The 20,890-nt window shown below is 72.4% G+C and carries 20 protein-coding genes; 8 read left to right on the top strand and 12 right to left on the bottom strand.

Features of this window, described 5'->3' with window-relative positions:
- Positions 1-22: 22 nt before the first annotated feature.
- Both OHT74_RS19125 and OHT74_RS19120 read left to right on the top strand, forming a co-directional pair.
- Positions 23-688, top strand: a complete 666-nt coding sequence (locus OHT74_RS19125; protein WP_266665625.1) for a GntR family transcriptional regulator — start codon at positions 23-25, stop codon at positions 686-688.
- Positions 685-1,986 carry an MFS transporter gene (locus OHT74_RS19120; protein WP_266665624.1) on the top strand — a complete coding sequence of 434 codons (1,302 nt, stop codon included), beginning with the start codon at positions 685-687 and terminating at the stop codon, positions 1,984-1,986. Before OHT74_RS19125 ends, OHT74_RS19120 begins: the two co-directional genes overlap by 4 nt.
- A gap of 153 nt (positions 1,987-2,139) precedes the next feature.
- On the opposite strand, the gene OHT74_RS19115 is transcribed toward OHT74_RS19120, so the two are convergent.
- Together OHT74_RS19115 and OHT74_RS19110 are read right to left on the bottom strand one after the other, a co-directional pair.
- Positions 2,140-3,171, bottom strand: a complete 1,032-nt coding sequence (locus OHT74_RS19115) for a helix-turn-helix domain-containing protein (RefSeq protein ID WP_328620877.1) — start codon at positions 3,169-3,171, stop codon at positions 2,140-2,142.
- A 181-nt stretch (positions 3,172-3,352) separates the two neighbouring features.
- On the bottom strand, positions 3,353-4,183 hold the full coding sequence (locus OHT74_RS19110; RefSeq protein WP_266995926.1) for a maleylpyruvate isomerase family mycothiol-dependent enzyme: 831 nt from the start codon (positions 4,181-4,183) through the stop codon (positions 3,353-3,355).
- Between the two features lie 149 nt (positions 4,184-4,332).
- Between OHT74_RS19110 and OHT74_RS19105 the strand changes: the two genes are divergently transcribed.
- The 3 genes from OHT74_RS19105 (at position 4,333) to OHT74_RS19095 (ending at position 6,724) form a co-directional block, all read left to right on the top strand.
- The gene (locus tag OHT74_RS19105) at positions 4,333-5,112 is read left to right on the top strand and encodes a carbon-nitrogen family hydrolase (protein ID WP_266665621.1); all 780 of its coding nucleotides are present in this window, start codon (positions 4,333-4,335) and stop codon (positions 5,110-5,112) included.
- 258 nt (positions 5,113-5,370) lie between these two features.
- Entirely contained in the window at positions 5,371-6,174 is an 804-nt protein-coding gene (locus OHT74_RS19100) for a hypothetical protein (protein WP_328620876.1), read from the top strand.
- A 28-nt stretch (positions 6,175-6,202) separates the two neighbouring features.
- Positions 6,203-6,724, top strand: a complete 522-nt coding sequence (locus tag OHT74_RS19095; protein WP_266665619.1) for a DUF4240 domain-containing protein — start codon at positions 6,203-6,205, stop codon at positions 6,722-6,724.
- On the opposite strand, the gene OHT74_RS19090 is transcribed toward OHT74_RS19095, so the two are convergent.
- Positions 6,721-7,299: a Uma2 family endonuclease gene (locus tag OHT74_RS19090; RefSeq protein WP_328620875.1), complete on the bottom strand. Its 579-nt coding sequence runs from the start codon at positions 7,297-7,299 to the stop codon at positions 6,721-6,723. The genes OHT74_RS19095 and OHT74_RS19090 overlap by 4 nt on opposite strands.
- Positions 7,300-7,426: 127 nt before the next feature.
- Between OHT74_RS19090 and OHT74_RS19085 the strand changes: the two genes are divergently transcribed.
- Entirely contained in the window at positions 7,427-9,265 is a 1,839-nt protein-coding gene (locus OHT74_RS19085) for an NHL domain-containing thioredoxin family protein (protein ID WP_328620874.1), read from the top strand.
- A 44-nt stretch (positions 9,266-9,309) separates the two neighbouring features.
- On the opposite strand, the gene OHT74_RS19080 is transcribed toward OHT74_RS19085, so the two are convergent.
- The 4 genes from OHT74_RS19080 to OHT74_RS19065 form a co-directional block, all read right to left on the bottom strand.
- The gene (locus tag OHT74_RS19080) at positions 9,310-9,714 is read right to left on the bottom strand and encodes a hypothetical protein (protein WP_328620873.1); all 405 of its coding nucleotides are present in this window, start codon (positions 9,712-9,714) and stop codon (positions 9,310-9,312) included.
- Between the two features lie 63 nt (positions 9,715-9,777).
- Positions 9,778-11,070 (bottom strand): M18 family aminopeptidase, encoded by a 1,293-nt coding sequence (locus OHT74_RS19075; RefSeq protein WP_266665616.1) that lies wholly within the window; start codon positions 11,068-11,070, stop codon positions 9,778-9,780.
- Positions 11,071-11,171: 101 nt separating this feature from the next.
- On the bottom strand, positions 11,172-11,921 hold the full coding sequence (locus tag OHT74_RS19070) for a hypothetical protein (protein ID WP_266995937.1): 750 nt from the start codon (positions 11,919-11,921) through the stop codon (positions 11,172-11,174).
- A 153-nt stretch (positions 11,922-12,074) separates the two neighbouring features.
- Positions 12,075-13,901 (bottom strand): acyl-CoA dehydrogenase, encoded by a 1,827-nt coding sequence (locus OHT74_RS19065; RefSeq protein WP_266665614.1) that lies wholly within the window; start codon positions 13,899-13,901, stop codon positions 12,075-12,077.
- 285 nt (positions 13,902-14,186) lie between these two features.
- On the opposite strand from OHT74_RS19065, the gene OHT74_RS19060 reads away from it, so the two are divergent.
- Both OHT74_RS19060 and OHT74_RS19055 read left to right on the top strand, forming a co-directional pair.
- A complete protein-coding gene (locus OHT74_RS19060; protein WP_266665613.1) occupies positions 14,187-14,651 on the top strand; it encodes an SseB family protein in 465 nt (154 codons plus the stop codon).
- 125 nt (positions 14,652-14,776) lie between these two features.
- Complete coding sequence (locus tag OHT74_RS19055) at positions 14,777-15,763, top strand: pirin family protein (RefSeq protein ID WP_266665612.1); 987 nt, start codon at positions 14,777-14,779, stop codon at positions 15,761-15,763.
- A gap of 28 nt (positions 15,764-15,791) precedes the next feature.
- Here OHT74_RS19055 and OHT74_RS19050 read toward each other — a convergent pair whose 3' ends face one another.
- The 5 genes from OHT74_RS19050 to OHT74_RS19030 are packed head-to-tail and all read right to left on the bottom strand — an operon-like array spanning position 15,792 to position 20,886.
- Complete coding sequence (locus tag OHT74_RS19050) at positions 15,792-17,060, bottom strand: ABC transporter permease (protein ID WP_328620872.1); 1,269 nt, start codon at positions 17,058-17,060, stop codon at positions 15,792-15,794.
- 17 nt (positions 17,061-17,077) lie between these two features.
- Positions 17,078-17,833, bottom strand: coding sequence for an ABC transporter ATP-binding protein (locus tag OHT74_RS19045; protein ID WP_266665610.1), 756 nt, complete (start codon positions 17,831-17,833; stop codon positions 17,078-17,080).
- Positions 17,830-19,350, bottom strand: a complete 1,521-nt coding sequence (locus OHT74_RS19040) for a peptidoglycan-binding protein (protein ID WP_328620871.1) — start codon at positions 19,348-19,350, stop codon at positions 17,830-17,832. The genes OHT74_RS19045 and OHT74_RS19040 overlap by 4 nt, the downstream gene beginning before the upstream one ends.
- Before the next feature lie 19 nt (positions 19,351-19,369).
- On the bottom strand, positions 19,370-19,918 hold the full coding sequence (locus OHT74_RS19035) for a hypothetical protein (RefSeq protein WP_328620870.1): 549 nt from the start codon (positions 19,916-19,918) through the stop codon (positions 19,370-19,372).
- A complete protein-coding gene (locus OHT74_RS19030; RefSeq protein WP_328620869.1) occupies positions 19,915-20,886 on the bottom strand; it encodes a hypothetical protein in 972 nt (323 codons plus the stop codon). The genes OHT74_RS19035 and OHT74_RS19030 overlap by 4 nt, the downstream gene beginning before the upstream one ends.
- Positions 20,887-20,890: the final 4 nt, after the last annotated feature.

The following is a 20,890-nucleotide window of genomic DNA, read 5'->3' as shown; positions in this document are numbered from 1 at the left end:
TTCATGTATCTATCCTGTGCGCATGCCGTCAGCCGCACCCCCCGCCCCGACCGCCGCCACCGCTGCCGAACGCGTCTACCGACACGTCAAGCAGGCCGTGCTGATGGACCGCCGTTACGAGGGCGGCACCCTCCTCACCGAGGGCGAACTCGCCGACGCCGTCGGGGTGTCCCGCACGCCGGTCCGCGAGGCGCTGCTGCGGCTGGAGACCGAGGGGCTGCTGAAGCTGTACCCGAAGAAGGGCGCGCTGGTGCTGCCGGTCTCCGCGCAGGAGATCACCGACGTCATCGAAACCCGGCTGCTGGTCGAGGAGTTCACCGTACGCAGGGCCGTGCCGGCACCGCCCGGCCTGCTGGAGCGGCTCGCCGGACTGCTGGAGGAGCAGCGCCGGCACGCCGCCGAGGGCGACCTCGCGGCGATGATGGCCGCCGACCGGGGCTTCCACGCCGAGATCGTGCAGAGCGCCGGGAACGCGATCCTCTCCCGCCTCTACGACCAGCTCCGCGACCGGCAGCTGCGGATGGGCGTGGCCTTGCTGCACGCGCACCCCGAGCGCGTGGAGCGGACGCTCGCCGAGCACGCGGAGATCCTGGAAGCGCTGCGGGCCGGGGACGCGGAGACCGCCGCCGCCGCCGTACGGGGCCACGTGGGCCGGGTCGAGGCCCTGGTGCGGGGGCCGGGCCGGTGACCGGGCCCGTGGTGTTCAAGGATCCTCCGGGGGGCCGGAAGGCGGTGACGGTCTGGTCCATCGGCGTTGCGGTCTACTTCGTCGCGGTGATCTTCCGTACCAGCCTGGGCGTGGCCGGACTGGAGGCGGCGGACCGCTTCCACGTCAACGCCTCCGCCCTCTCGACCTTCTCCCTCCTCCAACTCCTGGTCTACGCGGGCATGCAGATCCCCGTCGGCCTGCTGGTGGACCGGCTCGGCACCAAGAAGGTGCTGACGCTGGGCGCGGTCCTCTTCACGGCCGGCCAGATCGGCTTCGCGCTCTCGCCCTCGTACGGGATGGCCCTCGCGGCGCGCGCCCTGCTGGGCTGCGGCGACGCGATGACCTTCATCTCCGTGCTGCGGCTGGGCACCCGGTGGTTCCCGGCCCGGCGCGGCCCGCTGATGGCGCAGCTGGCGGGCCTGGTCGGCATGGCCGGCAACCTGGTCTCCACGCTGGTGCTGGCCCCCGTCCTGCACGGGGTCGGCTGGGTCCCGGCGTTCGCGGGCAGCGCGGTGGCGGGTGTGGTCGTGCTGATCCCGCTCGTCCTGTTCCTGAAGGACCACCCGGAGGGCCACGAACCGCAGGCGTCCCCGGGCGGCGGCGGGGGCTTCGTACGCCGCCGGATCCGGGACTCCTGGAAGGAACCCGGGACCCGGCTGGGCCTGTGGGTGCACTTCACGACCCAGTTCCCGGCGATGGTGTTCCTGCTGCTGTGGGGGATGCCGTTCCTGGTCGAGGACCAGGGGCTGGCGCGGACCACCGCGGCGGGGCTGCTGACGCTGGTGGTGGCCTCGAACATGTGCTTCGGCCTCCTGTACGGCCAGCTGATCGGCCGCCGCCAGTCGGCCAGGATCCCCCTGGCGCTCGGCACGGTCGCCCTCACGGCGGTGCTGTGGGCCTCGGTCCTGGCCTACCCCGCCCCCCACGCCCCGATGTGGCTCCTGGCCACGCTGTGCGCGGTGCTCGGTACCTGCGGTCCGGCGTCGATGATCGGCTTCGACTTCGCCCGCCCGGCGAACCCGGCGGAACGCCAGGGCACCGCGTCGGGCATCACCAACATGGGCGGCTTCCTGGCCTCGATGACGACCCTGCTGGCGGTCGGCCTCCTGCTGGACGCCACCGGCGACGACTACCGGATCGCCTTCTCGTCGGTCTTCGCGGTCCAGCTCCTGGGCCTGACCCAGATCCTCCGCCTCCGCCCGGCGGCCCTGACGGCCGAACGCACCCGCGCACCGGCCCCGGCCCCCAGCCGCACATCCAGCCCCGCCGGCGTTTGAGGCGCGGGGGTGCGGGGGCAGAGCCCCCGAAGGCCCGGGCGGAGCCCGGGGGCGCTTGCGCGGCGGCGCGGCACCCGAATCCGGTCCGGCCCCCGGCGGGGCCCGGCGGGACAGACCCCCGTCCAGTCCCGCCCGGCCCGGGCCATGCCGACCCTACGGCCGTGCAACGCCCCCGGATGTGCCTGGTGCGCACGGCCCGTTGATGTTGCGCGCAAGCGAAAGGGCCTCCCGAACCGCCCAGTGCCGGAACTCGGTGGGGCTCGTCCCGTACGCCTCCCGGAACGTCCTGCTGAACACGGAGGCGTTGGTGAACCCCCACCGCCGCGCCACGGTGTGGACGGGGCTGGTGAGCAGCCCGGGGTTCCCGAGATCGGCCCGGCACCGCTCCAGCCGGCGCCGCCGGATCCCGGCCGCCACCGTTTCGCCCCGGTCCCGGAAGAGCTGCTGGAGGCGGCGCAGCGAGATGCCGTGCCGGGCGGCGACGGCGGACGGTGTCAGCTCCGGATCGCCGAGGTTGTGGTCGACGAAGACCTCGATCCGCTCCAGCAGGGCACGGGTGCGGGCTTCGGGCGAGAGCTCGTCCTGCGCGCCGAGCTGCCCGGCCAGGCAGGCGCCGACCAGGTCGTGGGCGACGGTTCCCAGCCGTTCCAGCTCTGCCGGCCCGCAATCGGCCGCGTGCGCCGCCAGCGACTTCATGTACTGGGCGAGGATCGCCCCCATGCCGTGGCCGCCCGGGATCCGGTGGGCCAGCAGCTGTTCGACCCGGGCGCCGCGCAGCGGCAGCGCATCGCGCGGGAAGGACAGCACGATCGCCCGGATCCGGCCCCCCTCCACATCCGGGACGGCGTCCGACTCCATCGGCATCGAGGTGTCCCAGAGCACCATGTCCCCGGTGAACAGACCCGATTCGCCCCGGTTCTGGGCGAGCGACATGGCCCCGGTGGTCACGAGCCCCAGCTGGTACTGCTCGGGATCGCTGCGCCGCACGTGGGCGGCGGTGCGCTGCGAGCGCAGCGAGCTGAACTCGAACGACGACACCTGCACGCCGCCGAGGTCCAGGACGGACGCCTCGGCCCAGAAGTCCCGTACGCGTTCACTGCGGATCGCCGTGGGCACGAGCTCCTGCGCGATCACATCGGTGAACCAGTCGAGCCGCTCCGGCGCCGGTACCGCGGCAGCCGACATCCTTGACCACACCCCCGGAAACCTCCTTCTCCTGCTGTGCGTTGTCCCGCCCATGACATGGACGTGACATTGACAGGAGCGGTTCTCGGCCGCGATGAGAGGCGAGAGGGGGCCGTCGTGAGGGGGACGAGCGAGCGGGGGCGGGCGGAGGGCGCCGTGCGCAGCCCGGGCCGCCCGGCGGCTACGGGGTGACGGCGAAGTTCGCCAGGATGGCCGCGGCCAGCTCCGGGTCGCCTTCCGTCTTCACCCGGTCGGCCACGGCGTGGGGCCGGACCCGCCCCGCCGCGAGGCGGACGTACGTCTCCCAGTCCATGGTCAGTGTCACCGCAGGCCCCAGCGACGGCGTCCCGTCCACCGTCCCGCGCCCCTCCGCGTCCACCCGTACCGTCCGCATGAACTCCACCGGACCGTGCACGTCGATCACCACCGCCGAGTTCGCCGGCGCCCCCGCCAGCTTCGCGACCACCTTCGGCAGCCCGGCCAGCAGGATGTCCCGCGCCACGTACGCCCCCGGCGAGTCCCAGTTCCCCGGCACGCCCAGCGTCGCCCGCAGGTCCTGCTCGTGGATCCACACGTCGAACGCCCGCAGCCGCAGCGCGAGCTCCAGCGTCACCTGGTCGCCCAGCGGCCCCCGCACCATGGTGTCCGGATCCCGCTTCTCGTTGCGCAGCTGACGCGACCGCCGGATGATCGTGTACTCGAGCTCCGAGGTCATCTCCGGCGCGGTGTGGTGGCGCCGGACGTCGACCTGCACCTCCATGTACCGGCTGAACTCGTCGACCACGTGCCGCAGGTCCCTCGCGACGGTGTGGATCGGCCGCGGATCCCCCAGCTGCTCGCATTCGATGCCGATGATGTGTGACACCACATCACGGACGGACCAGCCGGGGCACGGCGTCGCCCGGTTCCACTCGCCCTCCGTCAGGGGGAGGACCAGCTCGGATATCGCCTCGATGGAGTGCGTCCACGCGTCGGCATAGGGCTGGAGGCTGGGATGCGGCTGGACGGTCAACGGGACCCCTCGCGTGCTGTTCAGTGGCGCGTTTTCTGGAAGCGTGTGGACTGCTTCCAAAACTACGCTGCCGGTGAGCACCCCGGCAGTGCTTTCGTGTGACGATCGTAGGCCCGAGTTGACGGCTTGAATGCCAGGACGGTGGTACTGTGCGCGCCTCGCTGATCCAAATCGCGGTGACCGACGGGGAGTCGGTCACTTCCCGACGTGCCCGGGTGGCCGATCTCGTACGGGACCAGGCCGGCTCGGATCTGGTCGTCCTGCCCGAACTGTGGACGGTGGGTGCCTTCGCCTACGAGCAGTTCGAGACCGAGGCCGAGCCGCTGGACGGCCCGACGTACGAGGCGATGTCCAAGGCGGCGCGCGACGCCGGGGTCTGGCTGCACGCCGGTTCGGTCGTGGAGCGCGCGGGCGACGGCTCGCTCTACAACACCGCCCTCGTCCTCTCCCCGTCCGGCGAGCTGGCCGCCACGTACCGCAAGATCCACCGCTTCGGCTTCGACCAGGGCGAGGCCGTGCTGATGACGGCCGGCGACTCCCTGACCACCGTGACCCTGCCGGAGCAGGTCCTCGGCATCGCCACCTGCTACGACCTGCGCTTCCCCGAGCTGTTCCGCGGCCTGGTCGACGCCGGGGCCACGACGATGGTCGTCGCCGCGGGCTGGCCGGCCCGCCGCCGCGCCCACTGGACCCTGCTGAACCGGGCACGGGCCGTCGAGGACCAGTCGTACGTCCTGGCCTGCGGGCTGGCCGGTACGCACGCGGGCGTCGAGCAGGCCGGGCACAGCCTGGTGGTCGACCCCTGGGGCGAGGTCCTGGCCGAGGCGGGCCCCGCCGAGGACGTCCTCACGGTCGACCTGGACCCGGCAAAGGTCGCCGAGACCCGCGACCAGTTCCCGGCCCTGAAGGACCGCCGCCTGGGCCGGTAGACCCCGACCCCGACCCCGACGCCGAAGTCCTGCCCGGCCCGGCCGTGTCGTCAGTCCACGGGCCGTAGTGCCCGCTCGGACCGCAGCGCCGCCCAGGAGGCCACGGCGGCCACGGCGGCCACGGCGGCCACGGCGGCCACGGCCGCGACGCCGCCCAAGTGCAGACGACGCGACCCGGCGAATCGACGAGTCTGGTCGGCGTTTTGTCCCGAACCGGGTATTTCATACCCGCATCGACGCCCGCGATAGGTTGCCGCCATGCCTCTCCTCTATGTGACCGACCTGGCGTACCCGGCGCGCGGCCGCCGGTACTGCGACGAGGACATCCTCCTCACCTCCCGCCTGCGCGAGCACTTCCCGCTGGCCCTGTGCCATCCGCTGGACGCGGCGGGCATGATGACGGGCTTCGACGCGGTGATCGTCCGCAACAGCGGCCCGGTCCTGCACTACCAGGAGGCGTACGACTCCTTCCGCGCGGCCGCCCTCGCCGCCGGCACCCGCGTCTACAACCCGCTCACGGGCCGCGGCGACATGGCGGGCAAGCAGTACCTCCTCGACCTCACCGCCGCCGGCTACCCGGTGATCCCCACGATCGACGACCCCGCGGACCTCGCGCTGCTCCCCTCGGTCCCCTCGTACGCGGTGAAGCCGAAGCAGGGCGCGGACTCCATAGGCCTCACCTTCACCCCGCACCCGGTCGGCCCGGCGGGCGAGAACCTCATCCAGCCGCGCATCGACTTCGCGTACGAGGTCTCCTTCTACTTCGTCGACGACGCCTTCCAGTACGCCCTCTACGCCCCGGACCCGGCCCGCCGCTGGGAGCTGAAGCCGTACGAGGCCACGGCGGCGGACCTCGGCTTCGCCCGCAGCTTCATCGAGTGGAACACCCTCTCGCACGGCATCCAGCGGGTGGACGCCTGCCGCGCCCCCTCCGGCGAGCTCCTCCTGGTCGAGCTCGAGGACCTGAACCCGTACCTCTCCCTGGACCTCGTGCCCCCGGCGACCCAGGAGGCCTTCATCACCGCTCTCACAGAATCCCTTCACTCCTTCCTCACCGTCTGATGTCAGAGGCAGATGCCACGCTTCCCCCATGGACAAGCAGACGTTCTGGAAGCTGATCGAGACGGCCCGGTCCGAGGCCGGACCGGACCAGGTGGCGGCCCGCGCCTCGGAGTTGCTGGCGCGCTGCCCCGAGGCCGAGATAGCCGCCGCCCAGCAGGTCCTGTGGGACCTGCTGGCGGAGTCGTACCGCAGCCCCCTCTGGGCCGCGGCCTACATGATCAACGGCGGCTGCTCGGACGACGGCTTCGACTACTTCCGCGGCTGGCTCCTGACCCAGGGCGAGGAGGCCTTCGCCCGCGCCCTGGCCGACCCCGACTCCCTTGCGGAGCACCCCGCGGTCCGCGAGGCGGCGGCGGAGGGCCTGGAGCTGTGGGACGAGGAGGCCCTTTCGATCGCCTGGACGGCGTACGAATCGGCCACGGGCCGCGAGCTCCCGTCGGACTCCTTCACGATCAGCTACCCGCCGCTGGACCCGTCCTGGGACTTCGACTTCGACGACACCACGCAAACCGCCCCCCGCCTCCCCCGCCTGAGCGCCCTCTTCGACTAGAGCCCGCTGGTGTCGAGGTCGAGGCCGAAGGGCTCCGGCAGCCGGACCGGCTCTCCGAACGGGTGCGGCCCTTCGACCCCGGTGTACCCGAGCCGCCCGGGCCCCGAGAACAGGGTGACGGTCTTGTCGAGCCGGTCGACCAGCAGGTACAGCGGCGCACCGTACTCGGCGTACCGCCTGCGCTTGACTACCCGATCGGTCTCGGCGTTCGACTCCGACGTCACCTCGACGATCAGCAGGGTCTGGTCGGGGACCAGCGCTGTGGCGCCGTTCGCGAGCTCCTCCGGGACCACTGCGAGATCCGGCACGTACCAGTTCGGCGACCGGGGGAGGTCCAGGTTTCCCGAGCCGGTGATACAGCCGAGCTCCCGTACACGGGTCAGGATCTGGTACCGGATCCTCTCGGCAGCCCGCTCGTGATCCCATGTCGGCGTCATGACCTCGCCGTTTCCCCCCTGGATGACCCCCTCGATGATCTCCACCCGGTTACCCTGCATGTGCTGAATGGCGTACTTCAGAGCCGATTCGGGATCCACACCCTGGGTGTAGTCGCCGGGCTCGGCGGCGGTGGCCATCAGGCAGCTCCTTCCGTCACGGTTCCACGCTCGCACGCCGCCCGCCCCGGAGTCTCCCAGTGGCGGGGTCGATCACCCGTCCGGGTGGAGCCGCCGGGCCGGGAGGGCGGGATGGCAAGCTTGAACCATGAACGATGCCGCCCCGGCGCACACCCCCGCGCCCCGCCGTGCCCGTCTCCGTGCCCCCGAGCTGATCGGCAAGGGGGGCTGGCTGAACACCGGAGGCAAAGAGCTCACTCTCGCCGACCTGCGAGGTAAGTGCGTTGTTGTTGATTTTTGGACCTTCTGCTGCATCAACTGCCTGCACGTCCTGGACGAGCTGCGGGAGCTGGAGGAGAAGCACCGCGACACCGTCGTGATCATCGGGGTGCACTCGCCGAAGTTCGTGCACGAGGCCGAGCACGCGGCCGTCGTCGACGCCGTCGAGCGGTACGAGGTGCACCACCCCGTGCTGGACGATCCCGAGCTGGCCACCTGGAAGCAGTACGCCGTACGGGCCTGGCCGACGCTCGTCGTGATCGACCCCGAGGGGTACATCGTCGCGCAGCACGCCGGTGAAGGGCATGCGCATGCCATCGCGCGGCTCGTGGAGGAGCTCGAGGCCGAGCACGAGGCCAAGGGGACGCTGCGGCGCGGCGACGGGCCGTACGTGGCGCCCGAGCCGGTGGCGACCGACCTGCGGTTCCCCGGGAAGGCGCTCGTGCTGCCGTCCGGGAACCTGCTCGTGTCGGACTCGACGCGGCACCAGCTCGTGGAGCTCGCCGCCGACGGCGAGAGCGTCGTACGGCGCATCGGCAGCGGGGAGCGCGGGTTCGGACCGGACGCCTTCAGCGAGCCGCAGGGGCTGGCGCTGCTGCCCGACGGGTCCGTCGTCGTCGCCGACACCGTCAACCACGCGCTGCGGCGCTTCGATCCCGGGACGGGCGCCGTCGAGACCGTCGCCGGGACCGGGCGGCAGTGGTGGCAGGGGGCGCCGGCCTCCGGTCCGGCCCTGGACGTGGACCTGTCCTCGCCGTGGGACGTGGCCTGGTGGCAGGGCAAGGTGTGGATCGCGATGGCGGGCGTGCACCAGCTGTGGACGTGGGATCCGCAGACCGGGACGGTGGCCGTCGCCGCGGGGACGACCAGCGAGGGCCTGCACGACGGGCCCGCGCTCGAGGCCTGGCTCGCGCAGCCGTCCGGACTCGCGGCCGCCGGGGACCGGCTGTGGATCGCCGACTCCGAGAACAGCGCCCTGCGGTACGTGGAACCCGGGGGCGAGGGGGCCGACGGGTACGCAGTACGGACCGCCGTCGGAAGCGGCCTGTTCGACTTCGGGCACCGGGACGGCGACGCCGGCCAGGCCCTGCTCCAGCACCCGCTCGGAGTGACCGCCCTGCCCGACGGCTCGGTCGCGGTGTGCGACACGTACAACCACGCCCTGCGCCGCTTCGACCCGGCGACCGGCCAGGTCTCCACGCTGGCCACCGACCTGCGGGAGCCCAGCGACGCCGTGCTGGTCGGGGAGGACATCGTGGTCGTCGAGTCGGCCCGGCACCGGCTGACCCGGCTGCGGCTGCCGGAGGAGGCGGTGCGGGTCGACGCCGTCGCCCACCGCACCCAGCGGGCCGCCACCGAGGTCGCCCCGGGCACGCTCCGGCTCGACGTGGTGTTCCAGGCGCCGACCGGGCAGAAGCTCGACACCCGCTACGGGCCTTCGACACGGCTGCTGGTCTCCTCGACCCCGCCGGAGCTCCTGGTGGAGGGCGAGGGGGCCGGGACGGACCTGTTCCGGGAGCTGGCCCTGAACCCGGACGTCACCGAGGGGGTCCTGCACGTCTCCGCCATGGCGGCCTCGTGCGACGACGACCCGGCGAACGAGTACCCGGCCTGCCACGTGCACCAGCAGGACTGGGGCGTGCCGGTGACCGTCACGGCGGAGGGCGCGAGCCGCCTGCCGCTCGTCCTTGCCGGCATGGACGCCTAGCGATGGCCGGCCGGGGCCCCGCAGCGGGCCCCGGCCGGACGGGCTCAGTCCTCGTGCTTCCAGTGCTTCCCGTTCTTCCCGGGCTCCGACTTCTCGTTCTTCCCGACGTCGGCGACCAGCAGGTTCGGGTCGACGCCCGTGAGGAAGGCGGCGCCGGGGACGTAGACCCTGTGGTGGCGGACCGCCACCGAGGTGGGGCCGGACAGTCCGTCCTTCCCGGTCAGCACGACGGTGTGGGTGCCGTCCGGCCGAACCAGGGCGAGCTCGCTGTCGGTGTTGTTCAGCGCGGCGAGCACCGTCTTGCCGTGCCCGGCGAACGCGAAGTCGTCGATCCCCGTCAGCCCGGTGGCGTGCGTCCTGATGGTCCCCGCGGACCCGTCCTCCTCGACCGGGATCCGCAGCAGCGTGCCCCGGTCGTAGTTCGACACCCAGACGGCGTGGTGGCGCATCTTGATGCCCGGCCGAAGCCCGCGCCGCCTCCCTGGTCCGGGAGGCGGCGCGGCGGCACGGGGTCAGCCCTCCAGGAAGGCCACCAGCGCGTTCGCGAGCAGGTACGGGTCGTCCGCACCGCACAGTTCGCGGGCGCTGTGCATCGAGAGGATCGCGACGCCGATGTCCACCGTCTGGATCCCGTGGCGGGCGGCCGTGATCGGGCCGATCGTCGTGCCGCAGGGCATCGAGTTGTTCGAGACGAAGGTCTGCCACGGCACGCCGGCCCGCTCGCACGCCGCCGCGAACACCGCACGCCCGCTGCCGTCCGTCGCGTACCGCTGGTTGACGTTGACCTTCAGGATCGGGCCGCCGTTGGCGCGCGGGTGGTGCGAGGGGTCGTGCCGCTCCGCGTAGTTGGGGTGCACGGCGTGGCCCGTGTCCGCGGACAGGCAGATGGTGCCGGCGAAGGCCCGCGCGCGGTCCTCGTACGTGCCCCCGCGCGAGAAGACGGAACGTTCCAGCACGTTGCCCAGCAGCGGTCCGTCCGCGCCCGTGTCCGACTGCGAGCCGCTCTCCTCGTGGTCGAACGCGGCCAGCACCGGGATGTGGTCCAGTTTGTCGGCGGTCGTGACGGCGGCCAGCGCCGCGACGCCCGCGTGCACCGAGATCAGGTTGTCCATCCGCGGGCCGGCCACGAGCTCGCGGTCGCGCCCCAGGTACGACGGCGGCTCGATCGAGTGGACCATCAGGTCCCAGCCGGCCACCGAGCCCTGCGGCAGGCCCTCTTCCTCCTCCAGGAAGGCGATGAGGTCGCCCTCCCGGACCTCGCCCAGGCCCCAGATCGGCTGCATGTGGCGCTGCTTGTCGAGCTTGAGCCCGTCGGTGTTGACCGACCGGTCCAGGTGCACGGCGAGTTGGGGCACGCGCAGCAGCGCGCGGTCCACGTTCACGAGCCGCTCGCTGCCGTCGCGCAGGCTCAGCCGGCCCGCCAGGCCCAGGTCCCGGTCCAGCCAGGTGTTGAGCAGGGGGCCGCCGTAGATCTCGACGGCGATCTGCCGCCAGCCCTGTGAGCCCGTGTCAGGCAGCGGCTTGACGCGGAGGTTGGGGGAGTCGGTGTGTGCGCCGACGATCCGGAACGGGGTGTGCGCGGTCGCGCCCTCCGGGACGAACCAGGCGATGAGCGCTCCGCCGCGGAGGACGAACCGGCCCCCGCTGCCCGAGTCCCAGGCGTCCGTTTCCGACAACTGCCTGAAGCCTGCCTTTTCCAGCCGCTCGGCCGCGTTGGCCACGGCGTGGTACGGCGACGGACTGGCCGTCAGAAAGGTCATCAGATCGTCGGTGTGTCCGCGGTCGAAGCGGGCGGGAGAGCTCATGTGGTTCACCTTAACGACGGTCGTGTTCGCCATGGTCGGACTGCGGCGGATGGCCGAAACGCCGGGGCCGCGGGCTGTGTGGTCCACGTCCCGGCGGCTTTTCAGCCCGGCGGGCGCTCGAATCGGCGCTGCAGCTGCCTGCGCTCGCCCCGGCGGATGCGCGGGAGCATCTCCGGGGCCGTCGCGGAGCGCTGCGCGCGTCTCTTGCGTCCGGCGCAGAAGATACAGGCCTCACCGGGCGGCGCGTCCGGATCGATGGGTGCGCCGGGGTGCTCGGAGCAGCCGGAGGCGTTGCGTGGCCGGGACAGTTCGCGGGCCACGATGAACGCCCGGTGGAGATCGTCCGCGATCCGTACGAACTCCTCGGCGGGGGAGGAGAAGCCCAGGTGGAAGCGGCGGTCCTCGACGGTGCGGAGGTGGTCGCGCAGGGCCTGCAGGGTGTACGGGGGGTCGGGCACGGGATAGCCCAGCCGGCGCTGTTCCCCGGCGGGCGGGGCGGCGGCGGCCGCGCGGGCGCCGCGGGCGCCCTGGGCGCGCAGCCCGAGGCGGCGCCGGTCGTTGCAGATCAGGCAGCGGCCCCAGCCGTCGGGGGCCTCGGGGTCGAGGGCCCCGTTGGGGTGCTCGGAGCAGCCGGTGTAGCTCTTGGCGGGGGCGAGCCCGGCGGCGGTCTGGAAGGCGGTGTAGAGGGCGTCGGCGACGGCCTCGTACTCCGCGGGGTGGGCGCCGTCGTACAGCTCCCGCAGATGGTCGCCGAGGCTGCCCAGGGCAGCCTGCAGCTCCTTGAGGGCGTACGGCCGCCCGGTCGGGACGGAGTACCCCCTGCTGTTGCCGTGCTGCTCTGCTGGGCTCATACCTACGAGCGTCCCATGAACCACCGACAACCTGTGAATGCCGCCGGCAGGCCGCCGGTACGCCGTCCGCGCGCCGCAGGTACGCCGACGGCCGGACCCCTGCAGAGGGTCCGGCCGCCGGTGTGCGACTGGCGATGCGGCGCAGCCGGGTGGCTAGAACGCGGCCTCGTCGAGCTCCATCAGGGTGTTGTCGACGGCCTCGGCCAGCGCGCGGGCGACCGAGACGTTCGGCAGGACCTGCGAGGCGAAGAACTTCGCGGCCGCGATCTTGCCGGTGTAGAACGGGACGTCCTTCGCGGAGGCGGTGGCCAGCTTCTCGGCGGCCACGGCCGCGCCCTTGAGCAGCAGGTATCCGACGACCACGTCACCGGACGCCATCAGCAGGCGGGTCGTGTTCTGGCCGACCTTGTAGATGTTCTTGACGTCCTCGCCGGTGGCGGTGAGGTCGACGATCATCTGGCCGACGATGGCCTCCAGGTCGACCGCGGCCTTGGCGAGCGCGTCGCGGGCGCCGGCCAGCTCCTCGCCGCCGACGGCCTCGGCCAGGAACTTCTTGATCGTCTCGGAGAGGACGTTCAGCGAGGCACCCTGGTCGCGGACGATCTTCCGGAAGAAGAAGTCCTGGCCCTGGATCGCCGTGGTGCCCTCGTAGAGGGTGTCGATCTTGGCGTCCCGGATGTACTGCTCGATCGGGTATTCCTGGAGGTAGCCGGAACCGCCGAAGGTCTGCAGGGACTGCGCGAGCTGCTCGTAGGAGCGCTCCGAGCCGTAGCCCTTCACGATCGGCAGGAGCAGGTCGTTCAGGCCGATCTCGGCGGAGGCGTCCTCGCCCGCGGCCTGCTTCAGCTGGATCGCGTCCTGGACGGAGGCGGTGTACAGGACCAGGGCGCGCATGCCCTCGGCGTACGCCTTCTGCGTCATGAGCGAGCGGCGCACGTCGGGGTGGTGCGTGATGCTGACCTTGGGCGCGGTCTTGTCCATGAAGTTCGCCAGGTCCGGACCCTGCACGCGCTCCTTGGCGTACTCCAGGGCGTTCAGGTAGCCGGTGGAGAGCGTCGCGATGGCCTTCGTGCCGACCATCATGCGGGCGAACTCGATGATCATGAACATCTGGCGGATGCCGTCGTGCTTGTCGCCGATCAGCCAGCCCTTGGCGGGGTGCTGGTCGCCGAAGGTCATCTCGCACGTGTTGGAGGCCTTGAGGCCCATCTTGTGCTCGACGTTCGTCGCGTAGACGCCGTTGCGCTCGCCCAGCTCGCCGGTCTCCCAGTCGAAGTGGAACTTCGGGACGAGGAAGAGGGACAGGCCCTTGGTGCCGGGGCCGTGGCCCTCGGGGCGGGCGAGGACGTAGTGGAGGATGTTCTCCTCCATGTCGTGCTCACCGGACGTGATGAAGCGCTTGACGCCCTCGATGTGCCAGGAGCCGTCCGCCTGCTGGACCGCCTTGGTGCGGCCGGCGCCGACGTCCGAACCGGCGTCCGGCTCGGTGAGGACCATGGTGGAGCCCCAGCGCTTCTCGACCGCTATCTGCGCGACCTTCTTCTGCGCCTCGTTGCCCTCTTCGAAGAGGATGCCGGCGAACGCCGGGCCGGAGGAGTACATCCAGATGGCCGGGTTCGAGCCGAGCAGCAGCTCCGCGTAGGCCCAGATCAGGGAGCGGGGCGAGGTGGTGCCGCCGATCTCCTCGGGCAGGCCGAGACGCCAGTACTCGGAGTCCATGAAGGCTTCGTAGCTCTTCTTGAAGGACGCCGGGACGGGTGCGGTGTTGGTGGCCGGGTCGAAGACCGGCGGGTTGCGGTCGGCGTCCGCGAAGGATTCGGCCAGCTCGTTCTCGGCGAGGCGGGCGATCTCGGACAGGACGCTCTTGGCGGTGTCGGTGTCCATCTCACCGAACGGGCCGGTGCCGTACAGCTTGTCGCGGCCGAGCACCTCGAAGAGGTTGAACTCGATGTCGCGGAGATTCGACTTGTAGTGCCCCATGGCGACGGCTCCGTTAAGGCTCGGGAAGACAGGTTCCTCGTACATACCAATCGGTAACAACATGATGCTACCCACCGGTAATAAGGGCAACCCTTCCGTCCCGACTGTGACCAGGGTCAAAGCTCGCACCAGGCGGTCCTGGTATCCGGGCCCCGGGTGACGCCCCGGCGCGGGGGCGCTGAAGGCCGGGGAGCTTCCCGCCCGACGTCGGCCCTGCGCCCACCCCTGGAGGGGACTGGCCGGTACCGGCCGGTATGGGGGCGGTCGCTCGGTAGTCTGTGCCGCATGTACGGCTACGACCAGACTCCGGGCGCCCAGCAGCAGTACGCGCCGCCGCAGCCCCCGCCGCAACAGGGCTACGCGCAGCAGGCGCCGCTGTACCCGGAGCCCTCGCCGCCGTCGCTCGCCGACGCGGTGCGGGCCTTCACGACCGGGTCGCTGTCCGCCGAGGACTTCCAGCAGATCTTCGCCACGTCGAAGGTCTACTGCCCGCGCGGCGAGACTCCGGGCTTCCTGGCGCTGCACAACACGCAGCAGCCGGTGATCCCCATGTTCACCACGCTCAAGGAGCTCCGCCGGTACGCCGGCAAGGAGTCCAAGTACTTCGTGATCACCGGTGCCGAGGTGATCGACCTGCTGCCGACCGGCTATGGCTTCGTCCTCGACATGGAGGGCGACCACCGGATGGTCTTCGACGCGAAGGCCGTGGAGCAGATGGTCGACTTCGCGATGCGCCGCATGTACGGCTAGACGCCGCAGGTGCAGGTGAGCGGCTTCGGGCCCCGGGGAATTAACCCCGGGGCCCCTTCTGTTCTGTGGGGTGTGGCAGAAAGTTCGAGTTTCAACTAAACTCGACGCAGAAGGAGGTTCCGACCATGCCTGCAGTGACTGTGGAGAACCCGTTGACGCTCCCCCGCGTCGCCGAGCCCGCCCCGGAGACCGCCGCCCGTAAGGTGCTGGCCGTTTCGACCGCTCCCGGTGGGTTCGAGGGCGAGGGGTTCCCGGTGCGCCGCGCGTTCGCCGGGATCAACTACCAGCACCTCGACCCGTTCATCATGATGGACCAGATGGGCGAGGTGGAGTACGCACCGGGCGAGCCCAAGGGCACCCCGTGGCACCCCCACCGCGGCTTCGAGACCGTCACGTACCTGATCGACGGAACCTTCGTCCACCAGGACAGCAACGGCGGCGGCGGAGTCATCAACGGCGGTGACACCCAGTGGATGACCGCCGGCTCCGGCCTCCTGCACATCGAGGCCCCGCCGGAGTCCCTCGTCGTGTCCGGCGGCCTCTTCCACGGCCTCCAGCTGTGGGTGAACCTCCCCGCCTCCGACAAGATGATGCCCCCGCGCTACCAGGACATCGGCGGCGGCCAGGTCCAGCTGCTGTCCACCCCCGACGGCGGCGCCCTGCTCCGCGTGATCGCCGGTGACCTGGACGGCCACGCCGGCCCCGGCATCACCCACACCCCGATCACGATGATCCACGCGACCGTCACTCCGGGCGCGCAGGTCACCCTCCCGTGGCGCGAGGACTTCAACGCCCTCGCGTACGTCATGGCCGGGCGCGGCAGCGTCGGCACCGACCGGCGGCCCGTCCACACCGGGCAGACGGCGGTCTTCGGCGACGGCGGCTCGATCACGGTGCGGGCGGACGAGGCCCAGGACGCGAACACCCCGGACCTGGAGGTCATCCTCCTCGGCGGGCGCCCGATCCGGGAGCCGATGGCGCACTACGGGCCGTTCGTCATGAACAGCCGGCAGGAGCTCCAGCAGGCCTTCGACGACTTCCAGGCGGGCCGGCTGGGGACCATCCCCACCACCGCCCGGGAGCGCACGAAGTCGGCGGAGCAGCACTCCTGACCGCGGCGCCGGCGGACACCCCACACCCCTAGCGGCGCAGGGCCTCCGCCGGCTGCGTACGGGAGGCCCGCCAGGCCGGGTACAGGCCGGCCAGCACCCCGGTGACCAGTCCGATCAACGGCGCCACGGCGACGGTGAGCGGCGACATCACCGGGGTCCAGTCGCGCAGCGCCGACACCCCGACCACGGTCAGGGTGCCGAGCGTGGTGCCCACCAGGCCGCCCATCGCGCCCTGCGCTGCGGACTCGGCCAGGAACTGGGCGGTGATGTGCCGCCCGCGCGCCCCCAGGGCCCGGCGCAGCCCGATCTCCCCGGTCCGCTCCAGCACCGCGACGAGCGTGGTGTTGGCGATCCCGACCGCCCCGATGACCAGGCAGATCGCCGCGAGCAGCAGGAACAGCTGGTCCAGGTCGGACGTCACCCCCGCCCGCAGGGTCTTCGGGTCCGGCGGCGGTGCGGGCGTCAGCCAGTCGGGATGGTCCGGGCGCAGTGCGAGCGGGAGTTCCGCGGCCACCTGCCGGGCCGCGCCGAGCTCGGTCACCACCAGCATCCGGGCCCGCTGGGCGTTGTCCGGCGGCCCCCACAGCTTCTCGGCGGTACCCCGGGGCACGATCACCGACAGCAGCAGGTCCGGCTTGCGGTCCGCCCCGCTCGCGATGCCGATCACGGTGAACGGGTGCTCGCCGATGAACACCGCGGGGCGGCTCTCCAGCGTGGTGATGCCGAGGCGGGCCGCCATCGCCGAGCCCACCACCGCGACCTGTTCGGTGCGCCCGTCGTGGAAGGCGTCGTACGCCCGGCCCGAGCCCAGCGTGAGCCCGGCCGCGCGCAGCATCCCCGGGGAGGCCGCGACCACCGGGATCCGCTCGCCCGTCGCCCCCGCGACCGGGGCGGACCGAACCGTGGTCTCGCCCAGCGGCACCGGCCAGAACACCCCTGCGGCGCGTACCCCGTTGAGCGTGCCCGCCCGGGCGTCCGCGTCGCGGGGGAAGGCGAGGGGCACCTGCCGGGCGAGCTGGGGATCGCCGCCGCCGGCGGTGTCCTGGACGCCGACCTCGGTGGCCGTCAGCGCGTTGAAGCGGCTGTCGATCTGCGAGGAGGCGGTGGCCGTGAGGCCGAGGATCGCCACGAAGGTGCCCACGCCCAGGACGGTGCCGAGGCCGGTCAGCGCGGAGCGGGCGGGCCGCTGGAGCATCCCGGCCAGGGCCTCGGAGAGCAGGTCGCGCAGGGACAGCCGGGAGGGCGTGATCCCGGTGTCGGCCCGCCGCCTTCGCTTGATGCTCCCGATGCTCCTCATGCGGGCACTGATGCTCCTCATGCGGGGACGACCTCGCTCAGGACCCCGTCGCGGATGGACACCGTCCGCCGGCCGCGGGCGGCCACGTGGGGGTCGTGCGTGATGACCAGCAGGGTCAGCCCGTCGGCGTGCAGCACGTCCAGCAGGGCCAGTACGGCGCCCGCCGTGGCGGTGTCCAGGTTCCCGGTGGGCTCGTCGCACAGCAGCAGCGAGGGTTCGGCGACCAGGGCGCGGGCGATGGCCACGCGCTGGCGCTCGCCGCCCGACATCCGGGTCGGGAGATGGCCGGTGCGGTGGCCGAGGCCGACCCGCTCCAGCGCCGTACGGGCCCGGTCGGCGCGCTCCGCGCGCGGGATGCCGTTGTAGACCATGGCGAGGCGGACGTTCTCCAGGGCGCTGCGGTGCGGCAGGAGATGGAAGGACTGGAAGACGAAGCCGATGCGCTGCCCGCGCAGGGCGGTCCGGTCGCGGTCGCGCAGGGCGCCGGTGTCGATGCCGTCGAGCAGGTACCGCCCCGTGGTCGGGGCGTCGATGAGCCCCGCGACGTTCAGGAAGGTGGACTTCCCGGAGCCGGAAGGGCCGACCACGGTGACGTACTCGCCGCGCTCCACGGTCAGTTCGCAGGGCCGCAGTGCCTGGACGGGCGGCGGTCCGGGGTAGGTGAGGCCGACGCCCTCGAAGCGGACGACCGGGGCGGGGTCGGGCGCGGCGCCCGGCGCGGCCTCCGAGGCGGCTTCCGAGGCGGCTTCCGCGGCCGGGTGGGCGGCGGTCATGGCTTCGCCTGCGCTACCAGCACCCGGTCGCCGTCGGCGAGCGCGCCACCGCCGACCGGCTCGACCTGGACCATTCCGTCGGCGGACATCCCGGCCCGGACCTCGACCCGGCGCCGGGCGTCCGCGGCGGCGGGGTCCTTGCCCAGCACCGTGACGGTGGTCCGGCCGTCGGCGCCCGCCGAGACGGCGGAGAGCGGTACGACGAGCACCGGCTCCCCGGACGAGGCGGCGGTCACGGTGAGCCGTACGCCCTGGCCGGAGAGCCGGGGGTCGAGGGCCTGGTCGGGCTTGACGGTCAGTGCGTACCCGCCCGCGTCCTGTGCGGTGGCCGGCGGGTTGTCCCCGGAGCCCGCGCCGGACCCGGCTGCGCCTGCGCCGCCCGCCGGGGAACCGGCCGCGGCCGGGGTCGGGTCGGTGGCGACCGAGCCGACGGTCCCGGTGGCCGTGAGCCCGGTGGCCTCGGACAGCACCTCGACCTTCATCCCGGCCTTGACCAGGTCCTTCTGGTGCGCCGGAAGCGAGGCCCGAATCACCGGAGCGCCCGCCGAGAGGGTCAGCAGCCCGTCCGGGACGGGTTCGCCGACCGCGGCCTTGACCGCGTCCACGCGGGCCGGAAAACCCTTGACGAAGACGAGCTCGTCCGCCGGGACCATGGGGCCGGCCGCCGCGCGGGCCGCCTCCAGGCGGGTGGTCGCCTTGGCCAGGTCCTGCTGGGCGAAGACGAGCTGCTGCTGTGCCTCGGCGGTGTCGGTGCCACCGCCCGCCTTGGCCTTGGCGAGGGCGCTCTTGGCGGTGGTGACCCCCCGCTGGGCGGTGTCGGCGGCGTCCTCCGCCGCCTGGAGCTTCTCGGCGTCGGCGGGGTCGGCCGGCCGCGGGGTGTAGCCGAGCGCGGCGTAGAGCGCGGTGACGGCGGCCTTCGTACCGGCGCCGTACGTGCCCGCCGGATCCTTGCCGGTGGCGTGGCCGAGCGCCTTGAGCCCCTCCTGGAGCTGCCCGACGTCCTTGCCGGTGGCCCCGGGCTTCAGGTCCCGGTACCCGGGCAGGGCCCCGGCCAGCGCGAACACCGGCCGCCCCGACACCTCGACCAGTACCTCGCCGGCCTGCACGGCGGCCCCGGGCTGTTTGTTGACCCGCGTGACCACGGGCTTCCCGCCCGTCCCGGCGGCAGCGGTGGCCCCGGCCCCCGGGGACACCGCCAGCGACTGCTCGGCGGTGACCGTGCCCCGTACGACCACGGAGGAGGTGAGCACCCGCCGTTCGACCCGGTCGGCGAGGACGGACGCGGGCGGCGCCGCGGCATCGGCCGCGACCTGGGCGGGCGAGCGGATGGCGCCGGCGAGGACCACCCCGGCACCGGTGAGGGCGACGGCGCCCGCGACGACCCAGATCAGGATCCGGCGCCGCCGGCCGAGCGAGGCCCGTACGTCATCGGGCCCGCCTGCGGCGTCCGGCTTCCCGGCGGCGTCGTTCCCGGCGGTGTCCGGCTCCTCGGGGGCGGCGGCCTCTTGATGTTTCACGTGAAACCCACTTCTTCGTTCAGCAGTTCTCGCCGAGCACCTCGAGGGAACTCACCTTCCACGGGGCGCCCTCCTTCTCGCGGGTCAGCGTGAAGGCGCCCATCTGGGTCGGCTTGTCCTGGAGTTGGTCGACGGGCTGACCGGTCTTGGCGTCATGGATGAGCCAGCGGTCCAGATCGACGCAGTCGTGCAGGATCCGGGTCTGTGCGCCGGGGGTCTCCACGCCGTCGATCCGGTGGCCCACCTCGCCGAGCAGCACCTGGCCGCCGGTCTTCGAGTGGGCGAGGTTGTCGCGGAGCTCCTGCAACTGCTGCCCGGTGGCGACCCGTTCGACGGCCGGATCCTGGGGATCGGGCGCCCGGTTCGCCGCCAGCCACGTGGCCCAGTACGTGTCGTACGCCTGCTGCACGTCCGGGCTCGGCGGCTCCAGCGCCGACCGGGTGCTCGCACCGGCCGGGGAGGCGGCGGAATCCGCGGTGCACCCGGTCGCCAGGAGGAGCGCCAGAGCCGCCGCCAGGGCCGGCAGCAGGCCGGAAACCGCGACCCGCGGGCCGGCCGGGGCCCTCACGCCGAGCCGTCCTTCAGCACCTTCTCCGCATATGTGACCTGTTCGTCCAGGCGCTTCTTCTCCTGGTCCAGATCCTGCTTGCGCCGTTCGATCAGGCCCTTCTGGTAGGCCGTCAGGACCGCGCTCCAGGTGTCGGTGAGCTTCGTCTTCTGCTTGCAGGACACGTCCGTGGTCGCGGCGGTGATCTCCTCGGAGGTGACGGGCCCGGTCCACCGGGTGCCCTCCATCTGCTGGAGCTCCCAGGGCGTCTTCACCTGGAACCCCGCATCGCGCATACACGTGCTCCACTGCGTGATGCCCGCGACGATCCGGCTGTCGCCGCGCGCCCGGTCGCCGGCCTGCTGCGTGAGCTGGTCGACCAGGCTGTTGCCGGCCGGGGCCGCGGACGGGCCGGTGGTGCTCCTCGGGTACAGCTTGCGGTCGGCCTCGCCCGAGCAGCCGCCCTCCGGGGCGCCCGGATGGGCCGGTCCGCCGTCCTGCGGGCCGAACAGGGCGGCCGTCTCGTTCGGGTCGCGCTTCTTCTCGCCGGCGGCGTCGCGGTCCGGTAATGCGCCGGACCGGTACCCGTACTTCTTCGCGGATTCGGCGTCGACCAGGCCGATTCCGGTGGTGGCCCGGTGCGCACCGGCGCTGGTGACGTAGGTGCTCGCGTTCTTGAAGGAGGCGAATCCGATGCGGTGCATACAGGTCTCGGTGAGCAGGTCCTGTGCCTGCCGGAGCACCTTCGCCTGGTTCTGGTCGAAGGCGTAGGCGTCGAGCGGGAGTACGGCGTTCGCCGGGTCCGCCTGCGGTGTGACGCTCACCTGAGGTTCGGCCGTGGGACCGTCCGATCCCCCTTGTTTCGCCGACGGTTCGGCGGTGCAGGCGCCGAGCGCTGCGACCGCGAGGGCACCGGCCAGCAGCAGGGGCAGCCGTTGGCGTGCGTGGAGCACGATCAGCCTTTCCGTGGTGGTCTGGTGGTCGTACACTGCC

The organism is Streptomyces sp. NBC_00354 (assembly GCF_036106915.1).
Taxonomy (GTDB): domain Bacteria; phylum Actinomycetota; class Actinomycetes; order Streptomycetales; family Streptomycetaceae; genus Streptomyces.
The sequence above is the reverse complement of the archived record's forward strand: the minus strand, read 5'-3'. Positions and strand labels throughout refer to the sequence as shown.

Bases quoted from the DNA above. Each gene is read 5' to 3' on its own strand.
- OHT74_RS19050 (WP_328620872.1), bottom strand. From the start codon at position 17,060: ATGAGGAGCATCGGGAGCATCAAGCGAAGGCGGCGGGCCGACACCGGG.
- OHT74_RS19125 (WP_266665625.1), top strand. From the start codon at position 23: ATGCCGTCAGCCGCACCCCCCGCCCCGACCGCCGCCACCGCTGCCGAA.
- OHT74_RS19070 (WP_266995937.1), bottom strand. From the start codon at position 11,921: ATGAGCCCAGCAGAGCAGCACGGCAACAGCAGGGGGTACTCCGTCCCG.
- OHT74_RS19075 (WP_266665616.1), bottom strand. From the start codon at position 11,070: ATGAGCTCTCCCGCCCGCTTCGACCGCGGACACACCGACGATCTGATG.
- OHT74_RS19090 (WP_328620875.1), bottom strand. From the start codon at position 7,299: ATGGCCACCGCCGCCGAGCCCGGCGACTACACCCAGGGTGTGGATCCC.
- OHT74_RS19060 (WP_266665613.1), top strand. From the start codon at position 14,187: ATGTACGGCTACGACCAGACTCCGGGCGCCCAGCAGCAGTACGCGCCG.
- OHT74_RS19045 (WP_266665610.1), bottom strand. From the start codon at position 17,833: ATGACCGCCGCCCACCCGGCCGCGGAAGCCGCCTCGGAAGCCGCCTCG.
- OHT74_RS19055 (WP_266665612.1), top strand. From the start codon at position 14,777: ATGCCTGCAGTGACTGTGGAGAACCCGTTGACGCTCCCCCGCGTCGCC.
- OHT74_RS19080 (WP_328620873.1), bottom strand. From the start codon at position 9,714: ATGCGCCACCACGCCGTCTGGGTGTCGAACTACGACCGGGGCACGCTG.
- OHT74_RS19085 (WP_328620874.1), top strand. From the start codon at position 7,427: ATGAACGATGCCGCCCCGGCGCACACCCCCGCGCCCCGCCGTGCCCGT.
- OHT74_RS19065 (WP_266665614.1), bottom strand. From the start codon at position 13,901: ATGGGGCACTACAAGTCGAATCTCCGCGACATCGAGTTCAACCTCTTC.
- OHT74_RS19115 (WP_328620877.1), bottom strand. From the start codon at position 3,171: ATGTCGGCTGCCGCGGTACCGGCGCCGGAGCGGCTCGACTGGTTCACC.
- OHT74_RS19095 (WP_266665619.1), top strand. From the start codon at position 6,203: ATGGACAAGCAGACGTTCTGGAAGCTGATCGAGACGGCCCGGTCCGAG.
- OHT74_RS19100 (WP_328620876.1), top strand. From the start codon at position 5,371: ATGCCTCTCCTCTATGTGACCGACCTGGCGTACCCGGCGCGCGGCCGC.